The sequence below is a fragment of the Chryseobacterium sp. Leaf394 genome (assembly GCF_001424105.1).
Lineage (GTDB): Bacteria > Bacteroidota > Bacteroidia > Flavobacteriales > Weeksellaceae > Chryseobacterium.
Window position 1 is genome coordinate 62,905 of record NZ_LMQH01000006.1, and the last position, 18,832, is coordinate 81,736.

Sequence of the window (18,832 nt, forward strand, 5' to 3'; positions counted from 1 at the left end):
ATAATTTAAAAATAGAATTTTCCTGCTTCCAATAATTTAAAATATATCTAAAATGACAAAAACTTATAAAATTCTTATTATTATTTTTTCGATTATCAGCTGTACTCAAAAAACACAGCAACCTTGCGATGATTCTTTTATCAGAGCTAATAATTACGTCTTAGCGTCTGATTTTGAAAATGCTAAGAAGGAATTTGAAAAATCGATAAAAGCTGATTCAAAAAACGCAAATGCATTTTATGGACTTGGTTATACTTACAGTGTCGAAGGAAAATATGAAAAGGCAATAGAAAACTACACAAAAGCAATTGAAATAGATGCAAAATTCAAATTAGCACTCTTTGGTCGAGGTTCTATCTATTACGTTGTTGGAGACTACGACAATTCCGAAAAGGATTTTAGAGAAGTCACAGAATTAATGCCCAATTTCTCAATGGGCTATCTATACTTAGGGAATATAAAATCTCAGAAAGCAGATTTTGAATCGGCACTAATATACTTCGATAAGGCATTAATTTATGATAAAAAAAATTCTACAACATATTATTCAAAAGCAATTTGTCAATCTTATTTAAATAAGCCATTGGATGCAATATCTTCGCTAAAAAAGTCTATTGAAATCAATCCAAAATATGGAATGGCATATTTTTATAAAGCAACTTTTGAGCACCAACTGAATTTGAATGATGAGGCTTGTAAAGACTTTAAAATGGCAGAAAAATTAGGAATTACAACGCAAAACAGCATTGCAGAATTTTGTAAATAATAAAAAATGAAAAAAGCATTATCACTTTTAGCCCTCTCAATATTCTCCATCAGTTTTTCACAAAAAATATCACACCGCTACCAATCTTCCCAACCGCAGGATCAATCCGTTCCGCCACCGCCGAGGGTAACTTTTCCTGCACAATTTCCGGATGGAAACAAGGCATTTTTGAAGAAGATTGACCAGAATATCAACAAAAATAATCTGAAAAATGCAGGTAGTAATTTAAGTACTGAGATCATTTTAAAGATAGACCAAGAGGGTAACGTTCTTAATATTTCTACCTACGGAAAAAATGAAATTTTTAATAAAGAAGTAAAAGCCGCCGCCACAAAATCGACTCAGGATATAAAATGGACTGCCGGAAAAAACAATCAGGGACAGAAAGTGATAGATATTGTGAAGATTCCGTATCGTTTTAAAAAATTGTAAATTCTCAGAGCCTATTTAAAAATGATTAAAAAACAAATTTTCAAGTCATTTTTTTCCCCCAACCCTAAAGGGTGGAAAAATGCCTTGAAAATTTCATCAAAATTAACTCCTATGTCATCCTGAGCTTGTCGAAGGAAGGGTCGGAGCAAATTAATTCTGATGAAATTTAAACAGGCTCTTAATCATAAATTATTTTTCATAAAAATCACAAACAGGAGAAAATCAGTCCAGATTTTTCTTACCTTAGTTTCACAAATAGTCATCGATGAAACAATTTTTACAAATTATATTTCTGGTTAGCTGCCATTTTATGTTTGCACAAAACCAGGCATTGGAAAACCAGCTTAAAATAGATTCTGCCGCAACGGCTTCGCAGAGAGACACTGCAAAAACTGAATCAAACAATATTAAAAGCAAAATGATTTTACCTGAAAAAAAATCAGAGCCAATGAAATCTGTTGCCGAACATGATTTTGATCTTGAAATCAGAGCAATTCTCGATTACAGACTTAACCGTGTTTTAAGGGAGGACCTTTTTTGTCTTATTTGTGAAACCGAATCTGATAAAGGTCAACTTGCTTGATTTTATGAAACTTATGAAAAAAGAAATTATACGAAGAAATAATTATTTTAATTTTACGATCTCTCCTCTCTTAAAATCAATCTTAAAATGATCAGCAACATCTCCCGTAGACAGCTTTTCTAAAATGGCGAAAAACAATTTAAGCTGATTCAAAAATTCATCATCCGTTTCCAGAATTTTAAAATTCTCTTCCAAAATTCTGTACTGAGACAGTCTTTTTTTCGGAATATCTTTTTTTGCCAGTTCATCTGCAGACTGAAATTGGTAAAGGTTTAAAAGTGCATCTTCAAACTTCCATTTTTCAAAACATTTTATGTTGAATTTACTTAAGTCTTTAGAGTTTCCTAAACTTAATTTTAATAAATCTTTTCCCGAAAGCTTTGAAGCTTTTTCAATGAAATCTTTCGGCCAATCGGACGGCACGAAACGCAACCGCACCAATTCCTTCAGATGAAATAATGTGAAATCCCTGTAATTTTTTGTTTTTAAAATCTCCTTATTCCAAATTTCTTTTGAATTTTTGGCTTTTAAATTTTCAGATTCCTTTTCATATAACGGAAACAGTTCATCAAATCTCGGAACATTTTTGACGGAAACGGTTTCCACTTCACATTCATCCTCAGATTTCACTGTCAGAATTTTATATCCCGGAATATACGCCGCCAGAGAAGGCACCTGAATATTGACCAGCATTTTCCCGTTTTCAAACTTTTTAACTCCGGTATCGTTAATGTGCATATGACCTGCAAAATGTAGCTTCAAACCCGCTTTTGCAAACAATTCTGCAACCTCATCATTCGGAACTCTGTCGATTTGCCACTTTTCATTTCCTAAAAGTTGCTTGATTTCAGAATTGGCATCATCATTAAAATCCAGAATTGGATAATGGGTGAAAGCAATCAATGTTTTGTTATGCTTTTTCGCTTCATTCACCATCTTTTCAACCCATGAAAACAGATGTTTTTTATTGCTTAAAACGTTATTGTAGCCGATAGATGCTCCGCTGTAATTATTTTCATCATCAGGATTACCTTCAATATTTTTTGGAATATAAGTATTTCCATCGATGGCCATCAACCAAATTCCATCAGTGGGTTCGACCATATAAGAAAGATCAGGAACAGAAAAATCGGAACTCACTTCATACATTCTGTTTTGATACTCCGAATCTTTTAAAGCATTTTTAAAACTAAACTGTTCATACAAAACTTTGCTGAATGGCGTTTGCCAAAAAATATCTTTTCCAGAAGGTGCAAATCCGAAATCATTCATGCTGTTCAAAATTTCCAGATATCCCGACATCGCAATATCTTTGGTCACAATCGATTTTGAGTTTTTATTTTTAATTAAATTTTCATCACTTACAATTGAAAGTTCACCTCCGTTTTCATCCATAAAATCAGATTTCCCTCCCTGTTTCAAAAACGGACCGACCGGATCGTGATTTCCGGTGGTAATAAAAAACCTCATCCCATATTTCTCCTGATATCCGTCTAAAATTTTCTTTAAACCACGGAGATTATAGGCTTGTCCGTCATCTGTAAAATCTCCGGGAAGTGCAATGATTTTGATCTTTCTTTTCGCAATATCATCTAAAGCCGCAAGAAAAGCGAAATGATTTTCATTAAAAATTCTTGTCGAATGCAGCTGAGAATCCATCGTTCTCAGAATGGTTTTCTTTCCCGTTCCCGGATTTTCAATTCCTTTAAAATCTGAATCCGAAAATTCACCGTACAGATCCTGAAAATGCACATCAGCCAGGAAAGCGATCTGCACAGGTTTTTGTTGGGCCGAAATCACAAAATGACTTAGAAATAAGATGGAGAACAGAAATTTAAAAAATATTTTCAAACCGGTATTTATTTAATTTAACGAATAGAAATATCACGCAGATTCAGCAGATTGAGCAATTTTTTACAACTGTCTCAATTTGCTCAATCTGCGCGAGTAATTTACTGCAGTTTCAAAGACTTCAAAATTTTATGAAAAATCTCATTGTTTTCATAAACTCCCGTGAAGTTTTCAGAACCAGCACCGTACGAGAACACTGGAATCAAGGTGGCAGAATGGTCATCCGTAGTGAAATCTCCTTCCACCGTACCTTTTTCCATATCACCATGCGGAATGCTGAAACCGCCCGTTTCGTGATCTGCGGTAATTACCACCAGCGTTCCCGGGTTTTCATCTGCAAACTGAATTGCTTTTGTAATGGCTCTGTCGAAGTCAATTCCTTCTGTCACAATCGTGCCTGTCGTATTGCTGTGACCGCCGCTGTCAATCTGCGCTGCTTCCACCATCATAAAAAATGGTTTTTTCTTGTTTTTTAAGAACTTCAGACCATTTTCCACCGTTTCTGCGAGGAGATTTCCACGGCCTTTTAAAACCTGTGAAACTCCGTTTTCAGAAAAATAGTAGGCTAGGCTTTCGGCCTTACTTTCTCCCACTTCTACCGCATTATTTGCCAGTTTAAAATGATTTAAACCTGAAACTTTTGATTTTCCACCTGCTGCAAAAAATGTAAGTTTCGATTTTGTTAAATCCTGCGCAATTTCTTTTTCCATGCCGCGGTCTTTCTGATGGGCATAAAAGGCTGATGGTGTGGCACCAACAATTTCGTCGGTGGTAATAATTCCTGTGCTGAAGCCTTTTCCAGACAGAACTTCCGTCATATTCGGTATCGGTTTGCCATCAGAATTTACACCGATAAATCTGTTTTTTGTCTTCTTCCCTGTTGCAAAAGCGGTTGCTCCCGCCGCGGAATCTGTGGTGAAATTGTCGGTTGCAGTCGTTTTAATTAAACCGATATTTTTCAGTTGGGTTAAAGTCAGCTGACCTTTATTGGCTAAAACAGAAGATGAAATCTGGGATAAACCATTGCCGTCACCAATTAATAAAATGACATTTTTTACCGGAGTCTTTTTATTTTCATAACCAAATTTTGGCTGATAAACTTCGCTGAACACTGTATTTTTAAAAGTCCGCTGCTCTAATTTACTTAAATATTCTGCGCACTCCTTCGGATGGTCTGTATTGATAAAATCAACACCGTGGTGTGCGAAAAATTCCCACGACGTTTTCCCATCCGGAATCGCCCAGAATCTGAAAGGCTTGCCAAATGATTTTGCTTTTTTGATGACTTCACTTACTTTTGGCAGGTCATCTTCAGTCAAACCACCTTTCCCGTTCCAGACTGAGTATTTTTTAAAATTTAAACTTAAAAGTCCAACCTTTTCCCATTGGTGAGGAGTAAGATTTTCCAGAGACTGATAATCGAATTTGATAAAGTCAGGATATAAATTAAATTTAGCAGGTTTCGGCTGATTTCCTGAAATCACAAAGCTGATATTTTTCTGAGCCGTAATTTTGGGATATTTTGAAATTTCAGCAACGATTTTATCTAAAGTCGGTTCCGCATCGGTTTTCAGATCAATTAAAATCTGAATCGGCTGATCTTTAATAATTCCTAAATCAAGGGCTTTTTCAATTGATTTTAAATACAGATTACCGAAAGTTCTTTCTTTCTGAATATTTTTCTGTTCATGTGAAACAAACAAGTCATTATTTACAAGATAAACATCGGCTTCAATCGACTTTGCACCCGATCCTAAAGCATACCAGAACGGTACTTTCTGTTCGTAATCGTTGTGAGAATGCGCTGAATAATTCTGGGAAAAAGCTAAACTTGCTGCTGAAACAGCTATTGCTAAACTTATTTTTTTTAGGGTTGGAAACATTTTTGTTAGGTTGAGGTTAAGAGTAAGGTTAAGGTTAAGGCTGAGATTATTTAAAAAATTAAACAGCTGTAAAAACTGAAGGTTTTTTGGCCGGGAATCGGTTTGCTGTTCCTTCGTCGTCGCTTCGTCATCGCTTTGTCGAAGTAAAATCTCTGTTTTGGATTAAAAAAAATTAAACAGTATCTTTTATCGGGTACTTTTTCAGCTACACCATCAAACCTTATTAAGGTTTTTTTTACTGATCATTAATCCTGACAAGGTTTTCTCAAGTGGTCATTAAAAATTATTTTACAGCTACGCCAGATTTTTTTAAAGCTTCCACTAATTTGTGGTAAATGGTATTGTTTGGATACACTCCGGAAAACAGTTCTTCCCCTTTTCCCATCGCAAAAACAGGAACCAAAGCGGCAGTGTGCTGATTGTCTATAAAATTGATCTGTACTTTATCTTTTACTTCTTTCTTTTTTCCTGTGGCAGTATCTTTTTCCATAAATTTCCCGATACTCGCGCCACCCGTTTCGTGATCGGCTGTTACTACCAATAAAGTGTTTGGATTTTTCTTAATGAATTCCATCACAACGCCGATGGTTTTGTCAAAATCCAGAACTTCCTTCACCATCATTTCAGCGTTGGTTGCATGACCGCCCCAATCGATGAACGATCCTTCCACCATCAGAAAAAATGGTTTCTTTTCGGCTGAAAAATATTCTAAAGCGGTTTGCGTAGCTTCCGGGAGAAAATCTTTCCGTCCCTGAATTTTATTAGGCAATTCGTCTTCTGCCAAAAGATATAAATTCCGCTTCCCGATAACAGGCTTTGAAAGGGAAACCGTATCAATTCTGTACTGCTTCTTCAGTAAATCGTTCAACAGATTTTTCTGATCTTTTCTTTTATTGAAAAACTTCAAACCTCCGCCAGCAGCGAAATCAACATCAGATTTTATGAAATCCAAAGCAATATCCTCGTGCCAGTCGCGGTCTTTGATGTGTGCGTAATAGGCAGCCGGCGTTGCATGGGTAAGGCTCGTTAAACTTACAAGTCCTGTTTTGTAGCCTTTATCCTGAAGCTGTTCCAATATTGTCGGTATTGCTAGAGAATCTTTATCTACACCAATCGCTCTTTTATATGTTTTCTTACCGGTGGACAAAGCGGTTGCTCCCGCTGCAGAGTCCGTAATTCTGTCACTGGTACTTGATGTCTCCGACAGACCGACAAATTTGAAATTCTGAAAATTGGGTTTTCCTTCTCCGAAATAAAATGCTGAAGTCACCTGCGATACACCCATTCCTTCACCAATCATAAAAATGACATTGATCGGTTTTTGAGTCTGAGCGGTGAATAATGATTCAATTAGAAGCATAAAAACAGCCGTCAGCGCCTTTAAATTAAGGTTTTTACAATGATAATTCATATTGATTATAATTTTGATAATTAATTATTTTCAAAAACAACGGGCAAAATTACAGATTATAAGCAACGGAATCGCAGGTGTAAAATCCAATTATATCAATGTTAACAGGCTATTATCTCACACACAATGTTTTAAACAAAACGATTTAACATTAAGTTTACTGAAATTTAATTTTTCGCAATAAAATTCACATTTTATTAATTCTAAAAATCAGTTTCTTAACGGTAAATTAACGGAAATCGGGTTTTATTGACCCTAATTTTGCACCAAAATAAAAAGGAATGAAGCGTATTTACCTTGTGCCGACTGTTTTGATGAGCTGTGTAAGCCTAACATTTGCACAGAAAAAAGAGTCTGACACAATTAAAAGTGACAGCAAGCAGACAGACATAGAAGAGATTGTAATGATTGGTTACGGTTCTCAGAAAAAGTCTGATGTTACCGGAGCCGTTGGTTCTGTGAAGGCAGAAGATTTCAACAAAGGAATGGTTGCCAATGTAGGACAGCTGCTTCAGGGAAAAGTAGCCGGTGTAAATGTTGCCAACGTGAGCGGCGAGCCTGGTGCCAATCAGAATATCGTCATAAGAGGTGTCGGAAGTTTGCGTTCAGGAACTACTCCACTTTACGTAATCGACGGTTTTGTGATTGATAACAGCAATACGGGCGTTGCCAACAACCCGATGAACTTCATCAATCCGGATGATATTGCATCAATGGATGTGCTGAAAGATGCTTCTGCAGCAGCAATCTATGGAGCACGTGGTGCCAACGGAGTTATCGTAATCACGACCAAGAAAGGTAAAAAAGGAAGAACGCAGATGAATCTTTCTTCTAATCTTACGGTTTCAAAGCTTGCCAATAAGATGGATATTTTTGGTGCTGATGAATTCAGACGGCAAGTTGCTGCAATGGGTGCCAAAGTAGATGACATGGGTGGAAACACCGATTGGCAGGAGGAACTTACGAGAACTGCAATTTCCGAAAATGTAAATTTCTCAGCCGCCGGAGCAACCGATAACTCAAATTACTATGCTGCTTTAGGATATGAAAATCAGGAAGGTATTCTGTACAACAGTAACCTGAGAAGATATTCCGGACGTGTAAATGTTTCACAAAAAGCATTCGACGGAAGAGTAAATATTGATTTTAACCTCAACGGAACACGAACAGAAAATAACAGACCGAGTGTGACGAGCATGGTTTCAACGATGCTTACCTTAAACCCGACATATCCGGCTTTCACAAACGGTTCTCCAACAACGGTTTTCAATAACGGAGCCTTCAACCCACTCATCCGTCAGCAGATTTACAAGGATTTTACCAACAACAACAGGATTTTAGCCAACGTATCGCCATCGGTTGAAATTATAAAAGGTTTAACCTATAAAATGAATTTAGGGATTGACTACTCTTCCGCTGACCGTGTTGTACAGAATACACCGCATGCGATTCCTTTAGAAGTTGGTACATTAAACTTAAACTATTTTTCAAATAACAACACACTGATTGAAAACACTTTAACTTATAAATTTAAAATTAACCGTCATGATTTTAATTTTTTAGCAGGACATTCATATCAAAGATTATTTCTGGTAGCGAGAAGCTGGGATTACTCAGTATTTCCAAACAATGGAATTGAGCCACAATATCAAATCGGTGCAGCCAATAAAAACAACACGACTTCTTCTTCTCTGGCCAACAGAAATGAACTTCAGTCATGGTTTGGAAGGGTAAATTATGGATTTGATGACAAATATCTTTTAACCGCGACTTTAAGAGCAGACGGATCATCAAAATTCGGTGAAAATAACCGTTATGGATATTTCCCTTCTGTAGCAGCCGGTTGGAATATAGGTAAAGAGAATTTTATTGCTGATATAGATGCCATCAGTAACTTAAAGCTGAGAGCGAGTTGGGGTAAGACAGGAAATCAGGAAATCCCAAGTAAAATCACACAGAGAAGCTACAAATCTGCATCAGACGGAAGCGGACAGGCAACGTATCCCATGGACGACAGCGGAAATTATCCGGTAGGAATCTACCTTGTGAGAGCCAATAATCCTGATCTTCAGTGGGAAGTTACCACGCAGACCAACATCGGTTTAGATTTCGGATTTCTGAATAACAGATTATCGGGAAGCGTTGATTTCTTTAAAAAAGTTTCAAACAATATTCTTTTGGAGATCAGTCCCGAAGACCCAATTGAACCGGCAGAGACCATGTGGAAAAACATTCCGGACATGACCATCAACAACACAGGTCTTGAATTTGCGCTGAACTACGACAGCAACCGTAACAGAGATTTCACTTACAGTATCGGAGGAAATATGTCTTTCATTAAAAATGAGGTGAGAGATTCACCTTACAAAGTGATTTCAACCGGAGAAGCACAGGGTCCGGGAACGACCAATGCAGTGATCAACGGATACATCAACGGTCAGCCCATCGGAACTTTCTATGTAAGAGATTTCCAGGGACTGAATGCCAGCGGAACAAATATTTTCAGAGATGTAGACGGCGACGGACAGATAACCGACAACGACAGAATCGCAGCGGGAAGTGCTTTGCCGGACTTTACTTACAACATCAGCCTCAAGGCAGCCTACAGAAATTTTGACTTAGGATTAAATTTTAACGGTGTTGCAGGAAATATGATTTACAACAATACAGCTTCTACTCTTTTTACAAGAGGAAGATTAGGCCTTTCACAAAATACAACAGATGCAGCAACCCAGTTTCCGAACGAAAGTGCCAATAACACCAACGTAATCTCTACAAGATATCTGGAAAAAGGAGATTTCTTCAGATTAAACAACGCCACTTTGGGATACAGTTTAGATCCTAAAATCATCGGAATCGGAGAACATATTAGAAATATCAGATTTACGGTAACTGCTCAGAATTTGTTTGTCATCACAAAATATTCAGGTTTTGATCCTGAAATCAACACTGGTATTTCACAGGGAGGAATTCAGTCTTTCGGAATTGACTACGCCACTTATCCAAGAGCCAGAAGTTTTGTATTTGGTGTAAACGTAGCATTTTAATTCATATTTAAAATTAAACTTATGAAAAATAAATTTTTAATCACAATATTGAGTCTTGGAGCGCTTGTAGCAACAGGATGTACAGACCTTTCAGAAGAAATCATCGACGAATCGCTGGATGCAACCACAGAAAATCTCACTATGGGAGTAATGGCACCAGCTTACGGGCCGCTTCCGGATGCATTTACCCATACTAAAAATTACGGTCTTCAGTTAATCAGTTCAGATCAGGGAATTCTGCCTCCAAGAGGAAGTGGAAATGACTGGTACGATGGCGGAAAATACATCGAACTCAAACAACACAATACGACAACCACTAACGTAGTGGTTAGAGATACATGGAATGCTTTCACACTAATGCTTTCCCGAACTGTCACTGCAATCGAAAGATTACAGCCACTGGCATCCACCAATCCTGAAGCTGCAAAAGGCTTATCTGAAATGAGAGCTTTAAGAGCATATTACAATATGCTGATGCTTGATAACTGGGGAATCGCCTTTAAAAAAGATGCTGCCAGCCAGCCATCTGTAATCCTAAGAAAACAGGAAGCTATTTCGTACATTGAAAGTGAATTTCTTGCCGTTGTGAATGATCTTGACAACACAAAAGGTCCCGGAAGAGTTTCTCAGGCGGCAGTTAATGGATTCTTAGCTCAACTTTATCTTAACGCAGCCGTTTACAGAGATCCTTACGGAACTCCTGCTTTTGCATCAGCGGATATGGACAAAGTGATTGAATACACCAATAAAGTAATTAACACCGGTACATTCACTCTGTCACCGGAATACTTTGCCATCTTCGATGATAACAACCATTCAAACAAAGAACTGATTTTTGCCATCGATCAGCGTCAGGACTTGACTACATCTCACAACAGACTGGGATATTGGTCACTTTCCGGAAGTCAGTACCCGCTGGCAGCTTTCCCTAAAGCAAACGGAACAGACGGCCCGGCGATTACTCCAGAATTTTACCAGACATGGGTTCAGGCGAATGGAAGTGTAGATCCGGCACAGGCTGATGCAAGATTTTATAAGGAAAACTTTACAGTTCCTGCTGATAAAAAGGATTTAACAGGAATTACACCTGCTAATGATGCCAATCATTACTTTTTGGTGAATGGTTCTACATACGAAATCAACAGAGGAATTCAGAGAGGGATTCAGTGGGGACTGAGAAATCCGGCTAACGGACAGCCATTCCAGACGGGGGCGAGCGGACAGTACAGAATCTATCCGATGATTGAGCAGAGAGACGGCTTCACCAAATACGTAAACCATGTTTTGGAAGTAGATCTGGAAGATCCTACTCATAAAGATTATGCAGACGGATACCGAGTTGCCAAATACCAGTTTAGCAGAACTTCAGATACCGGAAGAAACAGAGGAAATGCAGACATCGTTCTTTTACGTCTGGCCGATATTTATCTGATGAGAGCAGAAGCTCAGTTGAGAAAAGGAAATGCAGGAGCGGCTTTGGCAGACGTAAACTTAGTAAGAGCATCAAGAACGGCAAGACCTTCCGTGACTCCTCAGCCGTTGCCTTCCATCAATTTAAATACTTTATACAGAGAAAGAGGTTTTGAATTTTACTGGGAATTTTCAAGAAGAACAGACATGATCCGTTTTGGTCATTATGAAGATTCTTATACTTCAAAAACCAATACAGATCCGAGAAAAAGGTTATTCCCAATTCCGCAGTCAGCAATTGACGGCGCATCAAGTTCACCGGGATATCTGGTTCAGAACGAAGGTTACTAACTTTATTTTACTAATTTCTATACTTCAGAAACAGCCCGCAAATATTTTGCGGGCTGTTTTGTTTTTGTTTTGAGGTTAAGGTTAAGGTTAGGTTAAAGTTAAGGTTAAGAGATAATCAAAATTTTGTGTTACAGATGTTTTCAGACAATTCTTTAAAACTTGTGATCTTTTTAACGCTTAACTGTTAATTCTTAAGAATTCTTTTTTCTTTTCAGAAGAAGGTATATTGCTCCGGCAGCCAGAGCTCCCACCGCTATCATTTTCGTTTTTCTGGTAATTTCCGGCAATACTGTTTCGCCGTAAATTCTTGATGGACCAGGAGATGGTATAAAGATATTCCCGTTGGACTCTTTGTTTTTGTCCGGTTGCATCATTAGTCTTAAAACTCCTGAACTTAGATTTGTAAAAACACCCGGCAAAATTTTATAAAAACCTTTCATCATTACCGTTGAGAAATCGGGCATGACAGATTTTTTCGGGTTTTTGGCGGTTTTCACTATCAGTTGTGCTGTATCTCTTGGATCTGATGCACCGGGAGGAACTTTAAAATCAAGTCCGGAAAATTTTGCTGAATGTGAATTTCCGGTAGATTTCTGCATCCCAGGATATAAAGAGCAGACATGAATATTCGGAAAATCTGAAACTTCTCCCTGCAGAGCATCTGCCATACCTCTGATTCCGTATTTTGAGGCAGAATACGCTGTTCCGTAAGGAGTAGGAATCCATCCGCCTATTGAAATATTATTGATTAAAATTCCGTCAGTCTGTTTTTTGAAAATGGGTAAAATAGTATGAGCTCCGTGAAGATAACCAAGGAGGTTGGTTTTTATAACCTGGTCAACGGCTTCTGCAGACATATCTTCAAACTTACCGGTTGCCATTACACCTGCATTGTTGATCCAGATGTCGATTCTGCCGTTAAACTGAAGTGCCTGTTCGGCAAGATTTTTAACGTCATCCGCTACCGAAACATCGGTTTTTACAGCCAAGGTTACAGCACCCAGATCACGGAGTAAGGCAGTGGTATCTTCCAGACCTTTCTCTCCTCTGGCAGCGATTACAACATTGCAGCCTTCGAGTGCAAATGCCTCCGCGGTCGCCCGTCCTACTCCGCTGGTTCCTCCGGTAATTACTACCGTTTTTCCTTCGAGACTTCTATCTTCTATTTGATTTTTCATAATAATTTGATTGTGATATTCTTATTATGTTTAAACAAATAGCATGCAAAAGGAGACTTTAAAAAATTTACTTTTTAAAAGTAAGTTTACAGAAAAGCAATATCATATTGAGAAGAACAGCGAAAGCGTTAGATAAAATGATTGGCAGCTCATCATTGATGAAACCATACCATACCCAAAGTGAAAGTCCTGAAATCAAAATAACCAGCATCATTGCAGAAAGATCTTTGGTATTTTTTGTTTTCAGAACTTTTAAAAGTTGTGGAAGCGCAGCTATGCTTGTAAGCGCTCCTGCGATAAGACCTAATATATTTTCATCCATTATAAATAAAATCCTTGTGATTTAAAAATCACTTCATTATCCAACGTGCGTCTGCAGTGCAATTTTATTGAGCTCGCATTTCAGACATCCTAAAAGAAATTCTGTATAGTAAAGCTGGGCGTTTACTGCTTCCGTACGTGGATGAAGCTCTAAAATTTTTGTGAGAATAATCTCACCTTTGTAAGCGAAACTGAAGTAGGCAAATGTTTTAAAGTCTGAAAATTCTGAAGGTTGGGAATATCCTGTAATTCCTATTCCCCAGTCTGTATCGAAAATTTCTGAGATTTTTAATGCCATTTCTTCGGCAATTTCACCTGAAACAAGCTCTTCGCCGGTAATCCGGTCCTGACCTAATTTCATTACCTTTTCTTTCTGCGTTTTATCATAAACAGTCAATCCGCCTTTAAAAATACTAGACGAATCATCAATCTGTGAAAACGAAAACTGTAAAAAACCGGCGGTAACACTTTCTGCAACGGCCACCGTCTCACCAGCTGATGCGAGACACTGCCCTATATTCTGTAGAAGGCTTTTCTGAAGTTCCATATAATTGATTTTTTGATTGGTAAAATCACAAAGACAAAAAGAATGCCCTAAATTATGGAATACAGTAAATGTGGTATTTAAAACTGGGTTTTTAAGTTTAATTTTGTAACTATAGAAATTGTTTTGGTTTAACTCTAAGCGAAGAAGCTTCTGCAATCTGCCCGATTCTGCCCTGTCTGGTTTCCGGCCGTTTGGCACTGATCACCCAGTACAGCATCATTTTTCTGACTGATTTGCTTAAACTTTCAAAATATTCTCTGGCACCGCCGAAACTGTTCAGAGCTACAGCAAGATCATCAGGAACAATGAGTTCTTCCACCTCATCCAAACTCGTCCACGAGCCGTTCTCTTTTGCAATTTCTATCGATTTAAATCCTGCAGGAGTCATCAGATTATTTTCAATGAGCTTTTCTATCTTCTGTTTATTAATTTTCGACCATGTACTTTTTGCCTTTCTTTTGCTGAAAAACTGGTGGGAAGTAGTATCGTCAACTTTAATTTTCTTACTGTCTATCCACCCAAAACACAAGGCGACATCCACAGATTCACTCCACGAAATTGACTTTTTATCAGAGCCTTTTTTATGAAAAACCAGCCATACAGAATCTTCCGAAACATGATTTTTTTCTAACCATTTCCGCCATTCGGAAACCGTTTCGGCGTAAAAGACCTGTGGTTTATTTTCTGACATTGTTTTTAGGTTTTAAATTAAATCTGAATTCAGTTTTAAAATTAAAGTATTTTAAATTACAAAAATAATTCTATCTGAATTCACTCCTTTTAAAAATAAAAAACCCTGAAACATTATATGAATCAGGGTTTTGTTGCGAGGTGCCTAGCGGATTCGAACCGCTGTAGATGGTGTTGCAGACCACTGCCTAGCCGCTCGGCCAAAGCACCGTTTTTACCATTTTCAGGTGTGCAAATATAGAAAAATTAGATTGTCTGCCAAAATTTTCATGCAATTTCTTTTGTTCCGATGGCTTCAATTTCTTCTTTTATCTGTCTATCAGCAAGATATTTTTTAATGTCGATTACTCTTGTCTGGCTTAAAGTATCGTGCCATCCGTTTTCTCCCAGAAAAGAAAAGGCATTGAACGGGATCAGCCTGCACAAACTCCTGTACAATATCTGCGTGGTTGAAGCATCTTCGCCATCAATACTTACAGCACGTGTTCCTGTAACGATTTTACCCAAAGTTCTGCCATTGCTGAAATATTCCCATATGAAATAGTACACCGTTGAAATAACGTAGCCGCTGAGAAATTCCCAAACCATCCCTCCATTGTTATAAAAATAAAAGAAGTAGGCACTGGTCATTTCGTACAGAAACATAGATGCCATAGAAATGACGAAATTTACGGCAAAGAGTGCCAGAAGATCAATCAGGTAATTAGCAAATCTCTGCCCGCCGGTTGCGCGGTTTATTTCTATTATTTTTAAATGTTTTCTCATAGTTTGTTTTTAAAAAGCATTGAGCATCAGCCTCAAACCTGCCTGAATATCGATTACGGCAGTCAATCCCGAATTATTAACCAGTATGTCTGACGGTTCTAATTTAAAAACTTTTCCATTCATTTTCAAACCTTTGTAGTATTCTTTATTAAAGGCTTCTTCAATGCTTTTCTGAGAGGAAACTTCCATTTCTGAAGTTGGAATACCGTATTCATCTTCAATCATTTTCACAATCTTCCCCTGAAACATTACTGAAGCTGTTTTTTGGATGATATTGGTTGTTTTAAGTTTAAATTTCGTCTGGGAAAGTACAATTTTCTTTTTCGTTTTGTCATAGACAGGAATTCCCGAAATGAAGGATTTTCCGTTTACATAACCTTCCGTCTGCACTTCAATCACAATTCTGTTTCCTTCACCATAAACATTGATATCATTAATTTTCACTTTAGACCCACGAACATCGAACTCCTTATTCAGAAAAGTTTTTTCAGCGATTTCCGCAGCTTCAGAAAAAGGGATATTGGCTGTGGTCTGAAGTACAAAACTTTCATTCAGAAGTGGTACAAAACTGAAGTTCATCGCAGTGCGTACAGGTTGGGAGGATTCAGGTTTTACGCCGGTGTATGTTTCAGAAAAAATATCAATTCCTATCGTGGTGTCAATGGCGTCGCCGTAAAATTTCAGTGGATTGATGTTCACATTCACGGGCGTTATTTTCAGCCACGTATCATATTCATCAGAAATTTTAAACGGTTGCGAAAATGAGTTCCACGCTAACACTGCATATTGCTGAAAATTGAGCTGTGAAGCCATCTGCGCATCAATTGTTTTGCAGAATTCTGCCTGCTGCTTTACCAGACTTTTTTCCACGAGACCTGTAATCGGGATTTTAATTTTTCCGAAATCCAGAACGGGTTTTACCACCCATTTAAAACCGTTGGGTTTGGTATTTGTGGCGACCGTCCAGTTGGTTTTAAAATCCATTGAAGCTACAAAGTACATTACGGTTTCAAAAGTCGTCTGCTGATAGGTGTAAACACCAAGCGTTCCAATTCCCTTCTCAGCCCAGATTTTTAACGGAACTTCAATGAATATCTTTTTGTTGACATCACCTACCAAACGGATGGGCCTTGTTTTCCAGACTTTAATTTTAAACTGATCATCATTGTTGTCTGTATAGGAATTGTCTTCGAAAATCAAATCTTTGACCGAAGCATTCACCATCTTACTTACCTCAGCCAGCGGTATTCTCACAGGCATCGTGATGCTCGATTTCACTTTTGGAAATGTGTAAATCTGCTGATTTTCCTGACTGTATGAAAATACGAAAATCAGTATTAAAATTATAGCAAAAATCCGTTTCAACTTTGTAAATTTAAATTAAACTTTCTCCGCAGAACCACCTAATAAAAAGCTTTTCTCCAGCTCAATGCTCGCGCCTTTCATTTCACCCTTCATTGGCGGACTGGTTTTGGTAATTCTCAGTTTAATGTAAGAAATCTGATTGAATCTTTCGCTGATTTTCATGATAATTCTTCCGGCAACATGCTCAAGTAATTTAGATTTAACCTTCATTTCATCATGAATAATCTGATTAATGTCCGCATAGCTGATCGTGTCATTCAAATCATCAGAAACTGCGGCATCCCACAAATCGGTGTGGATTTCTGCATTTAAAATATAGTATGTCCCGATAATGTTTTCTTCGGGAAGAACGCCGTGGTAAGCGTAGATTTTAACGTCTTCTAAGAATATTTTGCTCATAGTTTTTGAAATTCTAATTGTTTACCAATAAAATAATTATTTCCCAGAAATACAATTTTCAATTCATCCTTTTTTTTATCATCCATTTTTATATTGTTTTGAAAATAGTAAGGCTCTTTACCATATTTTAAAAGGAGATTAAAATATAAATCTAAAATATCTTCGGGACCGCGAGCAAATAATCCGCTTTCACTGTTTACTAAGAAAGATAATTTATCATTAGCTAAATATTTTTCAGGAACAATAAAATACTCAAAATCGAAATGATGAAGATTATATAAATCTACAAATAATTGATTCAAATTTGTACCTTCCTGTTTGAAAAAAAGTTCTTTCCAAGACTTTTGATAATGAGATAAAAGAACGTGTTCTGAAAAAACAGATATAGAAGCCTCAACATTAGTCGAGTCTTCAATATGATAATCTTTACAGTCTGTTATTTTTAATTTCCACTGATAATTTTCTTCTCCTTCATCTAATAATTCCTCTAAAATTTTTATTGTGAAGTAAAACTCAATTAAGTTATTTTCAAATACAACTTTGTCAATTTTAAAAATCCCATAGTTTTCGTACTTCACTGTATCAAAGAGAGAATCTAATTCTATAGGTAAGATTTCTTTAGTGATATCAATAGCTTTCATAGCTTTTTTCATTGTGGAAGTTAATTAAAGTAAAAAAGCGGGTAAAAAAACCCGCTTTGAAATTTATTTAATGCTTTTCGAAAGATCGAGCATTGCCTCAATTGGCTTCAGTGCTCTCAACCGAAGCTCTTCTTCGATGATGATTTCCGGAAGTTCATATTTCATGCACAGGTACAGTTTTTCCATTGTGTTTCTCTTCATGTAAAAACATTCTGAGCAGTTACAGCTTTCGTCAAAAACCAAAGCAGGAATCAGTTCTTTGTGTGGAGCACGTTTTCTCATTTCGTGAAGAATTCCTTCTTCAGTCGCAATAATGAATTTCTGACAGTCATCTTTTTCAACAAAATTCAACAAAGCAGACGTCGAACCGATGAAGTGAGCCAGCTTTAAAACAGCTTCTTCACTTTCAGGGTGCGCAATTAGTTTTGCATCTGGATTATCTGCCAACTGCTGCGCAATTCTTTCCATCGAGAAAGCTTCGTGTACGATGCAGCTTCCGTCCCAAAGAATCATATCACGACCCGTTTTTTGAGATAAATATCTTCCTAAATTTTTATCCGGTGCGAAAATAATTGGTCTGTCAGTCGGAAGATTTTCAATAATTGTTTCAGCGTTTGAACTCGTTACAATGATGTCGCTTTCTGCTTTTGTTTCGGCGTTACAGTTGATGTACGTTGCAATCAAAGCGTTTGGATGCTGCTCACGCATTTTTCTCAATCCTTCTCCTGAACATCCGTCTGCCAAAGAGCATCCCGCCATTGTATCTGGAAGAACAACTTTCTTCGTTGGATTCAGAATTTTTGCAGCTTCAGCCATAAAATGTACTCCGCAGAATACAATCATGTCGGCATCGGTATCTTTTGCCTGTCTTGCCAGCTGAAGAGAATCTCCAAGGAAATCAGCAATATCCTGAATAGGTCCCGGTTGGTAATAATGCGCCAGAATAACGGCGTTTTTTTCTTCTTTCAGTTGTAAAATCGCCTTTACCAACTCCTCTCCTTCCGGAATAATAAGGTCTTTAATATCTAAAAATCCTCTTACAGGAATGGCTGATTTAGCTCTTTCTAATGTTTCGGTACTCATGTCGACCTGTGTTTTTATTTTATCGAAAATAAATTTAGAATTGAAATCGTTTGAAATGAATGGCTTTTAAATAAAACCTTACTTCAATCATCCCGCTTCCAACTTCCAG

Annotated in this window: 17 protein-coding genes and 1 tRNA gene; 5 read left to right on the forward strand and 13 right to left on the reverse strand. The window is 37.4% G+C overall.

What is annotated here, in order from left to right; translation table 11 throughout:
* Nucleotides 1-52: 52 nt before the first annotated feature.
* From ASG21_RS02525 to ASG21_RS02535, 3 genes are all read left to right on the forward strand, one after another.
* On the forward strand, nucleotides 53-766 hold the full coding sequence (locus ASG21_RS02525) for a tetratricopeptide repeat protein (RefSeq protein ID WP_056075414.1): 714 nt from the start codon (nucleotides 53-55) through the stop codon (nucleotides 764-766).
* Between the two features lie 6 nt (nucleotides 767-772).
* Complete coding sequence (locus tag ASG21_RS02530) at nucleotides 773-1,198, forward strand: hypothetical protein (RefSeq protein WP_056075417.1); 426 nt, start codon at nucleotides 773-775, stop codon at nucleotides 1,196-1,198.
* A gap of 265 nt (nucleotides 1,199-1,463) precedes the next feature.
* On the forward strand, nucleotides 1,464-1,781 hold the full coding sequence (locus ASG21_RS02535; protein ID WP_128414200.1) for a hypothetical protein: 318 nt from the start codon (nucleotides 1,464-1,466) through the stop codon (nucleotides 1,779-1,781).
* A 42-nt stretch (nucleotides 1,782-1,823) separates the two neighbouring features.
* Here ASG21_RS02535 and ASG21_RS02540 read toward each other — a convergent pair whose 3' ends face one another.
* The 3 genes from ASG21_RS02540 to ASG21_RS02550 all read right to left on the reverse strand — a co-directional run bounded on the left by ASG21_RS02540 (nucleotide 1,824) and on the right by ASG21_RS02550 (nucleotide 6,926).
* On the reverse strand, nucleotides 1,824-3,632 hold the full coding sequence (locus ASG21_RS02540) for a metallophosphoesterase (protein WP_241773439.1): 1,809 nt from the start codon (nucleotides 3,630-3,632) through the stop codon (nucleotides 1,824-1,826).
* 101 nt (nucleotides 3,633-3,733) lie between these two features.
* Complete coding sequence (locus tag ASG21_RS02545) at nucleotides 3,734-5,515, reverse strand: alkaline phosphatase (protein WP_056075423.1); 1,782 nt, start codon at nucleotides 5,513-5,515, stop codon at nucleotides 3,734-3,736.
* Between the two features lie 283 nt (nucleotides 5,516-5,798).
* Nucleotides 5,799-6,926, reverse strand: coding sequence for an alkaline phosphatase (locus ASG21_RS02550; protein ID WP_056075426.1), 1,128 nt, complete (start codon nucleotides 6,924-6,926; stop codon nucleotides 5,799-5,801).
* A 281-nt stretch (nucleotides 6,927-7,207) separates the two neighbouring features.
* Between ASG21_RS02550 and ASG21_RS02555 the strand changes: the two genes are divergently transcribed.
* On the forward strand, nucleotides 7,208-9,973 hold the full coding sequence (locus tag ASG21_RS02555; RefSeq protein WP_056075429.1) for a SusC/RagA family TonB-linked outer membrane protein: 2,766 nt from the start codon (nucleotides 7,208-7,210) through the stop codon (nucleotides 9,971-9,973).
* Nucleotides 9,974-9,994: 21 nt separating this feature from the next.
* Nucleotides 9,995-11,734 (forward strand): RagB/SusD family nutrient uptake outer membrane protein, encoded by a 1,740-nt coding sequence (locus tag ASG21_RS02560; RefSeq protein WP_056075432.1) that lies wholly within the window; start codon nucleotides 9,995-9,997, stop codon nucleotides 11,732-11,734.
* 191 nt (nucleotides 11,735-11,925) lie between these two features.
* Here ASG21_RS02560 and ASG21_RS02565 read toward each other — a convergent pair whose 3' ends face one another.
* From ASG21_RS02565 to nadA, 10 genes are all read right to left on the reverse strand, one after another.
* Nucleotides 11,926-12,912 carry an SDR family oxidoreductase gene (locus tag ASG21_RS02565; protein ID WP_056075435.1) on the reverse strand — a complete coding sequence of 329 codons (987 nt, stop codon included), beginning with the start codon at nucleotides 12,910-12,912 and terminating at the stop codon, nucleotides 11,926-11,928.
* 67 nt (nucleotides 12,913-12,979) lie between these two features.
* Nucleotides 12,980-13,234: a SemiSWEET transporter gene (locus tag ASG21_RS02570; RefSeq protein ID WP_056075438.1), complete on the reverse strand. Its 255-nt coding sequence runs from the start codon at nucleotides 13,232-13,234 to the stop codon at nucleotides 12,980-12,982.
* 36 nt (nucleotides 13,235-13,270) lie between these two features.
* Nucleotides 13,271-13,780, reverse strand: a complete 510-nt coding sequence (locus ASG21_RS02575; protein WP_056075441.1) for a nicotinamide-nucleotide amidohydrolase family protein — start codon at nucleotides 13,778-13,780, stop codon at nucleotides 13,271-13,273.
* A gap of 109 nt (nucleotides 13,781-13,889) precedes the next feature.
* Nucleotides 13,890-14,471, reverse strand: coding sequence for a YdeI/OmpD-associated family protein (locus tag ASG21_RS02580; protein ID WP_056075444.1), 582 nt, complete (start codon nucleotides 14,469-14,471; stop codon nucleotides 13,890-13,892).
* 138 nt (nucleotides 14,472-14,609) lie between these two features.
* Nucleotides 14,610-14,680: transfer RNA gene (locus tag ASG21_RS02585), tRNA-Cys, on the reverse strand.
* A 57-nt stretch (nucleotides 14,681-14,737) separates the two neighbouring features.
* Nucleotides 14,738-15,235: an RDD family protein gene (locus ASG21_RS02590; protein WP_056075446.1), complete on the reverse strand. Its 498-nt coding sequence runs from the start codon at nucleotides 15,233-15,235 to the stop codon at nucleotides 14,738-14,740.
* A 9-nt stretch (nucleotides 15,236-15,244) separates the two neighbouring features.
* Nucleotides 15,245-16,600, reverse strand: a complete 1,356-nt coding sequence (locus tag ASG21_RS02595) for a DUF4403 family protein (RefSeq protein WP_056075450.1) — start codon at nucleotides 16,598-16,600, stop codon at nucleotides 15,245-15,247.
* A gap of 15 nt (nucleotides 16,601-16,615) precedes the next feature.
* Complete coding sequence (gene folB, locus ASG21_RS02600) at nucleotides 16,616-16,999, reverse strand: dihydroneopterin aldolase (protein ID WP_056075453.1); 384 nt, start codon at nucleotides 16,997-16,999, stop codon at nucleotides 16,616-16,618.
* A complete protein-coding gene (locus ASG21_RS02605) occupies nucleotides 16,996-17,652 on the reverse strand; it encodes a hypothetical protein (RefSeq protein WP_056075455.1) in 657 nt (218 codons plus the stop codon). Before ASG21_RS02605 ends, folB begins: the two co-directional genes overlap by 4 nt.
* Nucleotides 17,653-17,703: 51 nt before the next feature.
* Nucleotides 17,704-18,723, reverse strand: coding sequence for a quinolinate synthase NadA (gene nadA / locus ASG21_RS02610; RefSeq protein ID WP_056075458.1), 1,020 nt, complete (start codon nucleotides 18,721-18,723; stop codon nucleotides 17,704-17,706).
* Between the last annotated feature and the right edge of the window lie 109 nt (nucleotides 18,724-18,832).

Excerpts from the sequence above, each read along its gene's own strand:
- ASG21_RS02525 (WP_056075414.1), top strand. The coding sequence starts at position 53 with ATGACAAAAACTTATAAAATTCTTATTATTATTTTTTCGATTATCAGC.
- ASG21_RS02530 (WP_056075417.1), top strand. The coding sequence starts at position 773 with ATGAAAAAAGCATTATCACTTTTAGCCCTCTCAATATTCTCCATCAGT.
- ASG21_RS02535 (WP_128414200.1), top strand. The coding sequence starts at position 1,464 with ATGAAACAATTTTTACAAATTATATTTCTGGTTAGCTGCCATTTTATG.
- ASG21_RS02545 (WP_056075423.1), bottom strand. The coding sequence starts at position 5,515 with ATGTTTCCAACCCTAAAAAAAATAAGTTTAGCAATAGCTGTTTCAGCA.
- ASG21_RS02550 (WP_056075426.1), bottom strand. The coding sequence starts at position 6,926 with ATGAATTATCATTGTAAAAACCTTAATTTAAAGGCGCTGACGGCTGTT.
- ASG21_RS02555 (WP_056075429.1), top strand. The coding sequence starts at position 7,208 with ATGAAGCGTATTTACCTTGTGCCGACTGTTTTGATGAGCTGTGTAAGC.
- ASG21_RS02560 (WP_056075432.1), top strand. The coding sequence starts at position 9,995 with ATGAAAAATAAATTTTTAATCACAATATTGAGTCTTGGAGCGCTTGTA.
- ASG21_RS02565 (WP_056075435.1), bottom strand. The coding sequence starts at position 12,912 with ATGAAAAATCAAATAGAAGATAGAAGTCTCGAAGGAAAAACGGTAGTA.
- ASG21_RS02570 (WP_056075438.1), bottom strand. The coding sequence starts at position 13,234 with ATGGATGAAAATATATTAGGTCTTATCGCAGGAGCGCTTACAAGCATA.
- ASG21_RS02575 (WP_056075441.1), bottom strand. The coding sequence starts at position 13,780 with ATGGAACTTCAGAAAAGCCTTCTACAGAATATAGGGCAGTGTCTCGCA.
- ASG21_RS02580 (WP_056075444.1), bottom strand. The coding sequence starts at position 14,471 with ATGTCAGAAAATAAACCACAGGTCTTTTACGCCGAAACGGTTTCCGAA.
- ASG21_RS02590 (WP_056075446.1), bottom strand. The coding sequence starts at position 15,235 with ATGAGAAAACATTTAAAAATAATAGAAATAAACCGCGCAACCGGCGGG.
- folB (WP_056075453.1), bottom strand. The coding sequence starts at position 16,999 with ATGAGCAAAATATTCTTAGAAGACGTTAAAATCTACGCTTACCACGGC.
- ASG21_RS02605 (WP_056075455.1), bottom strand. The coding sequence starts at position 17,652 with ATGAAAAAAGCTATGAAAGCTATTGATATCACTAAAGAAATCTTACCT.
- nadA (WP_056075458.1), bottom strand. The coding sequence starts at position 18,723 with ATGAGTACCGAAACATTAGAAAGAGCTAAATCAGCCATTCCTGTAAGA.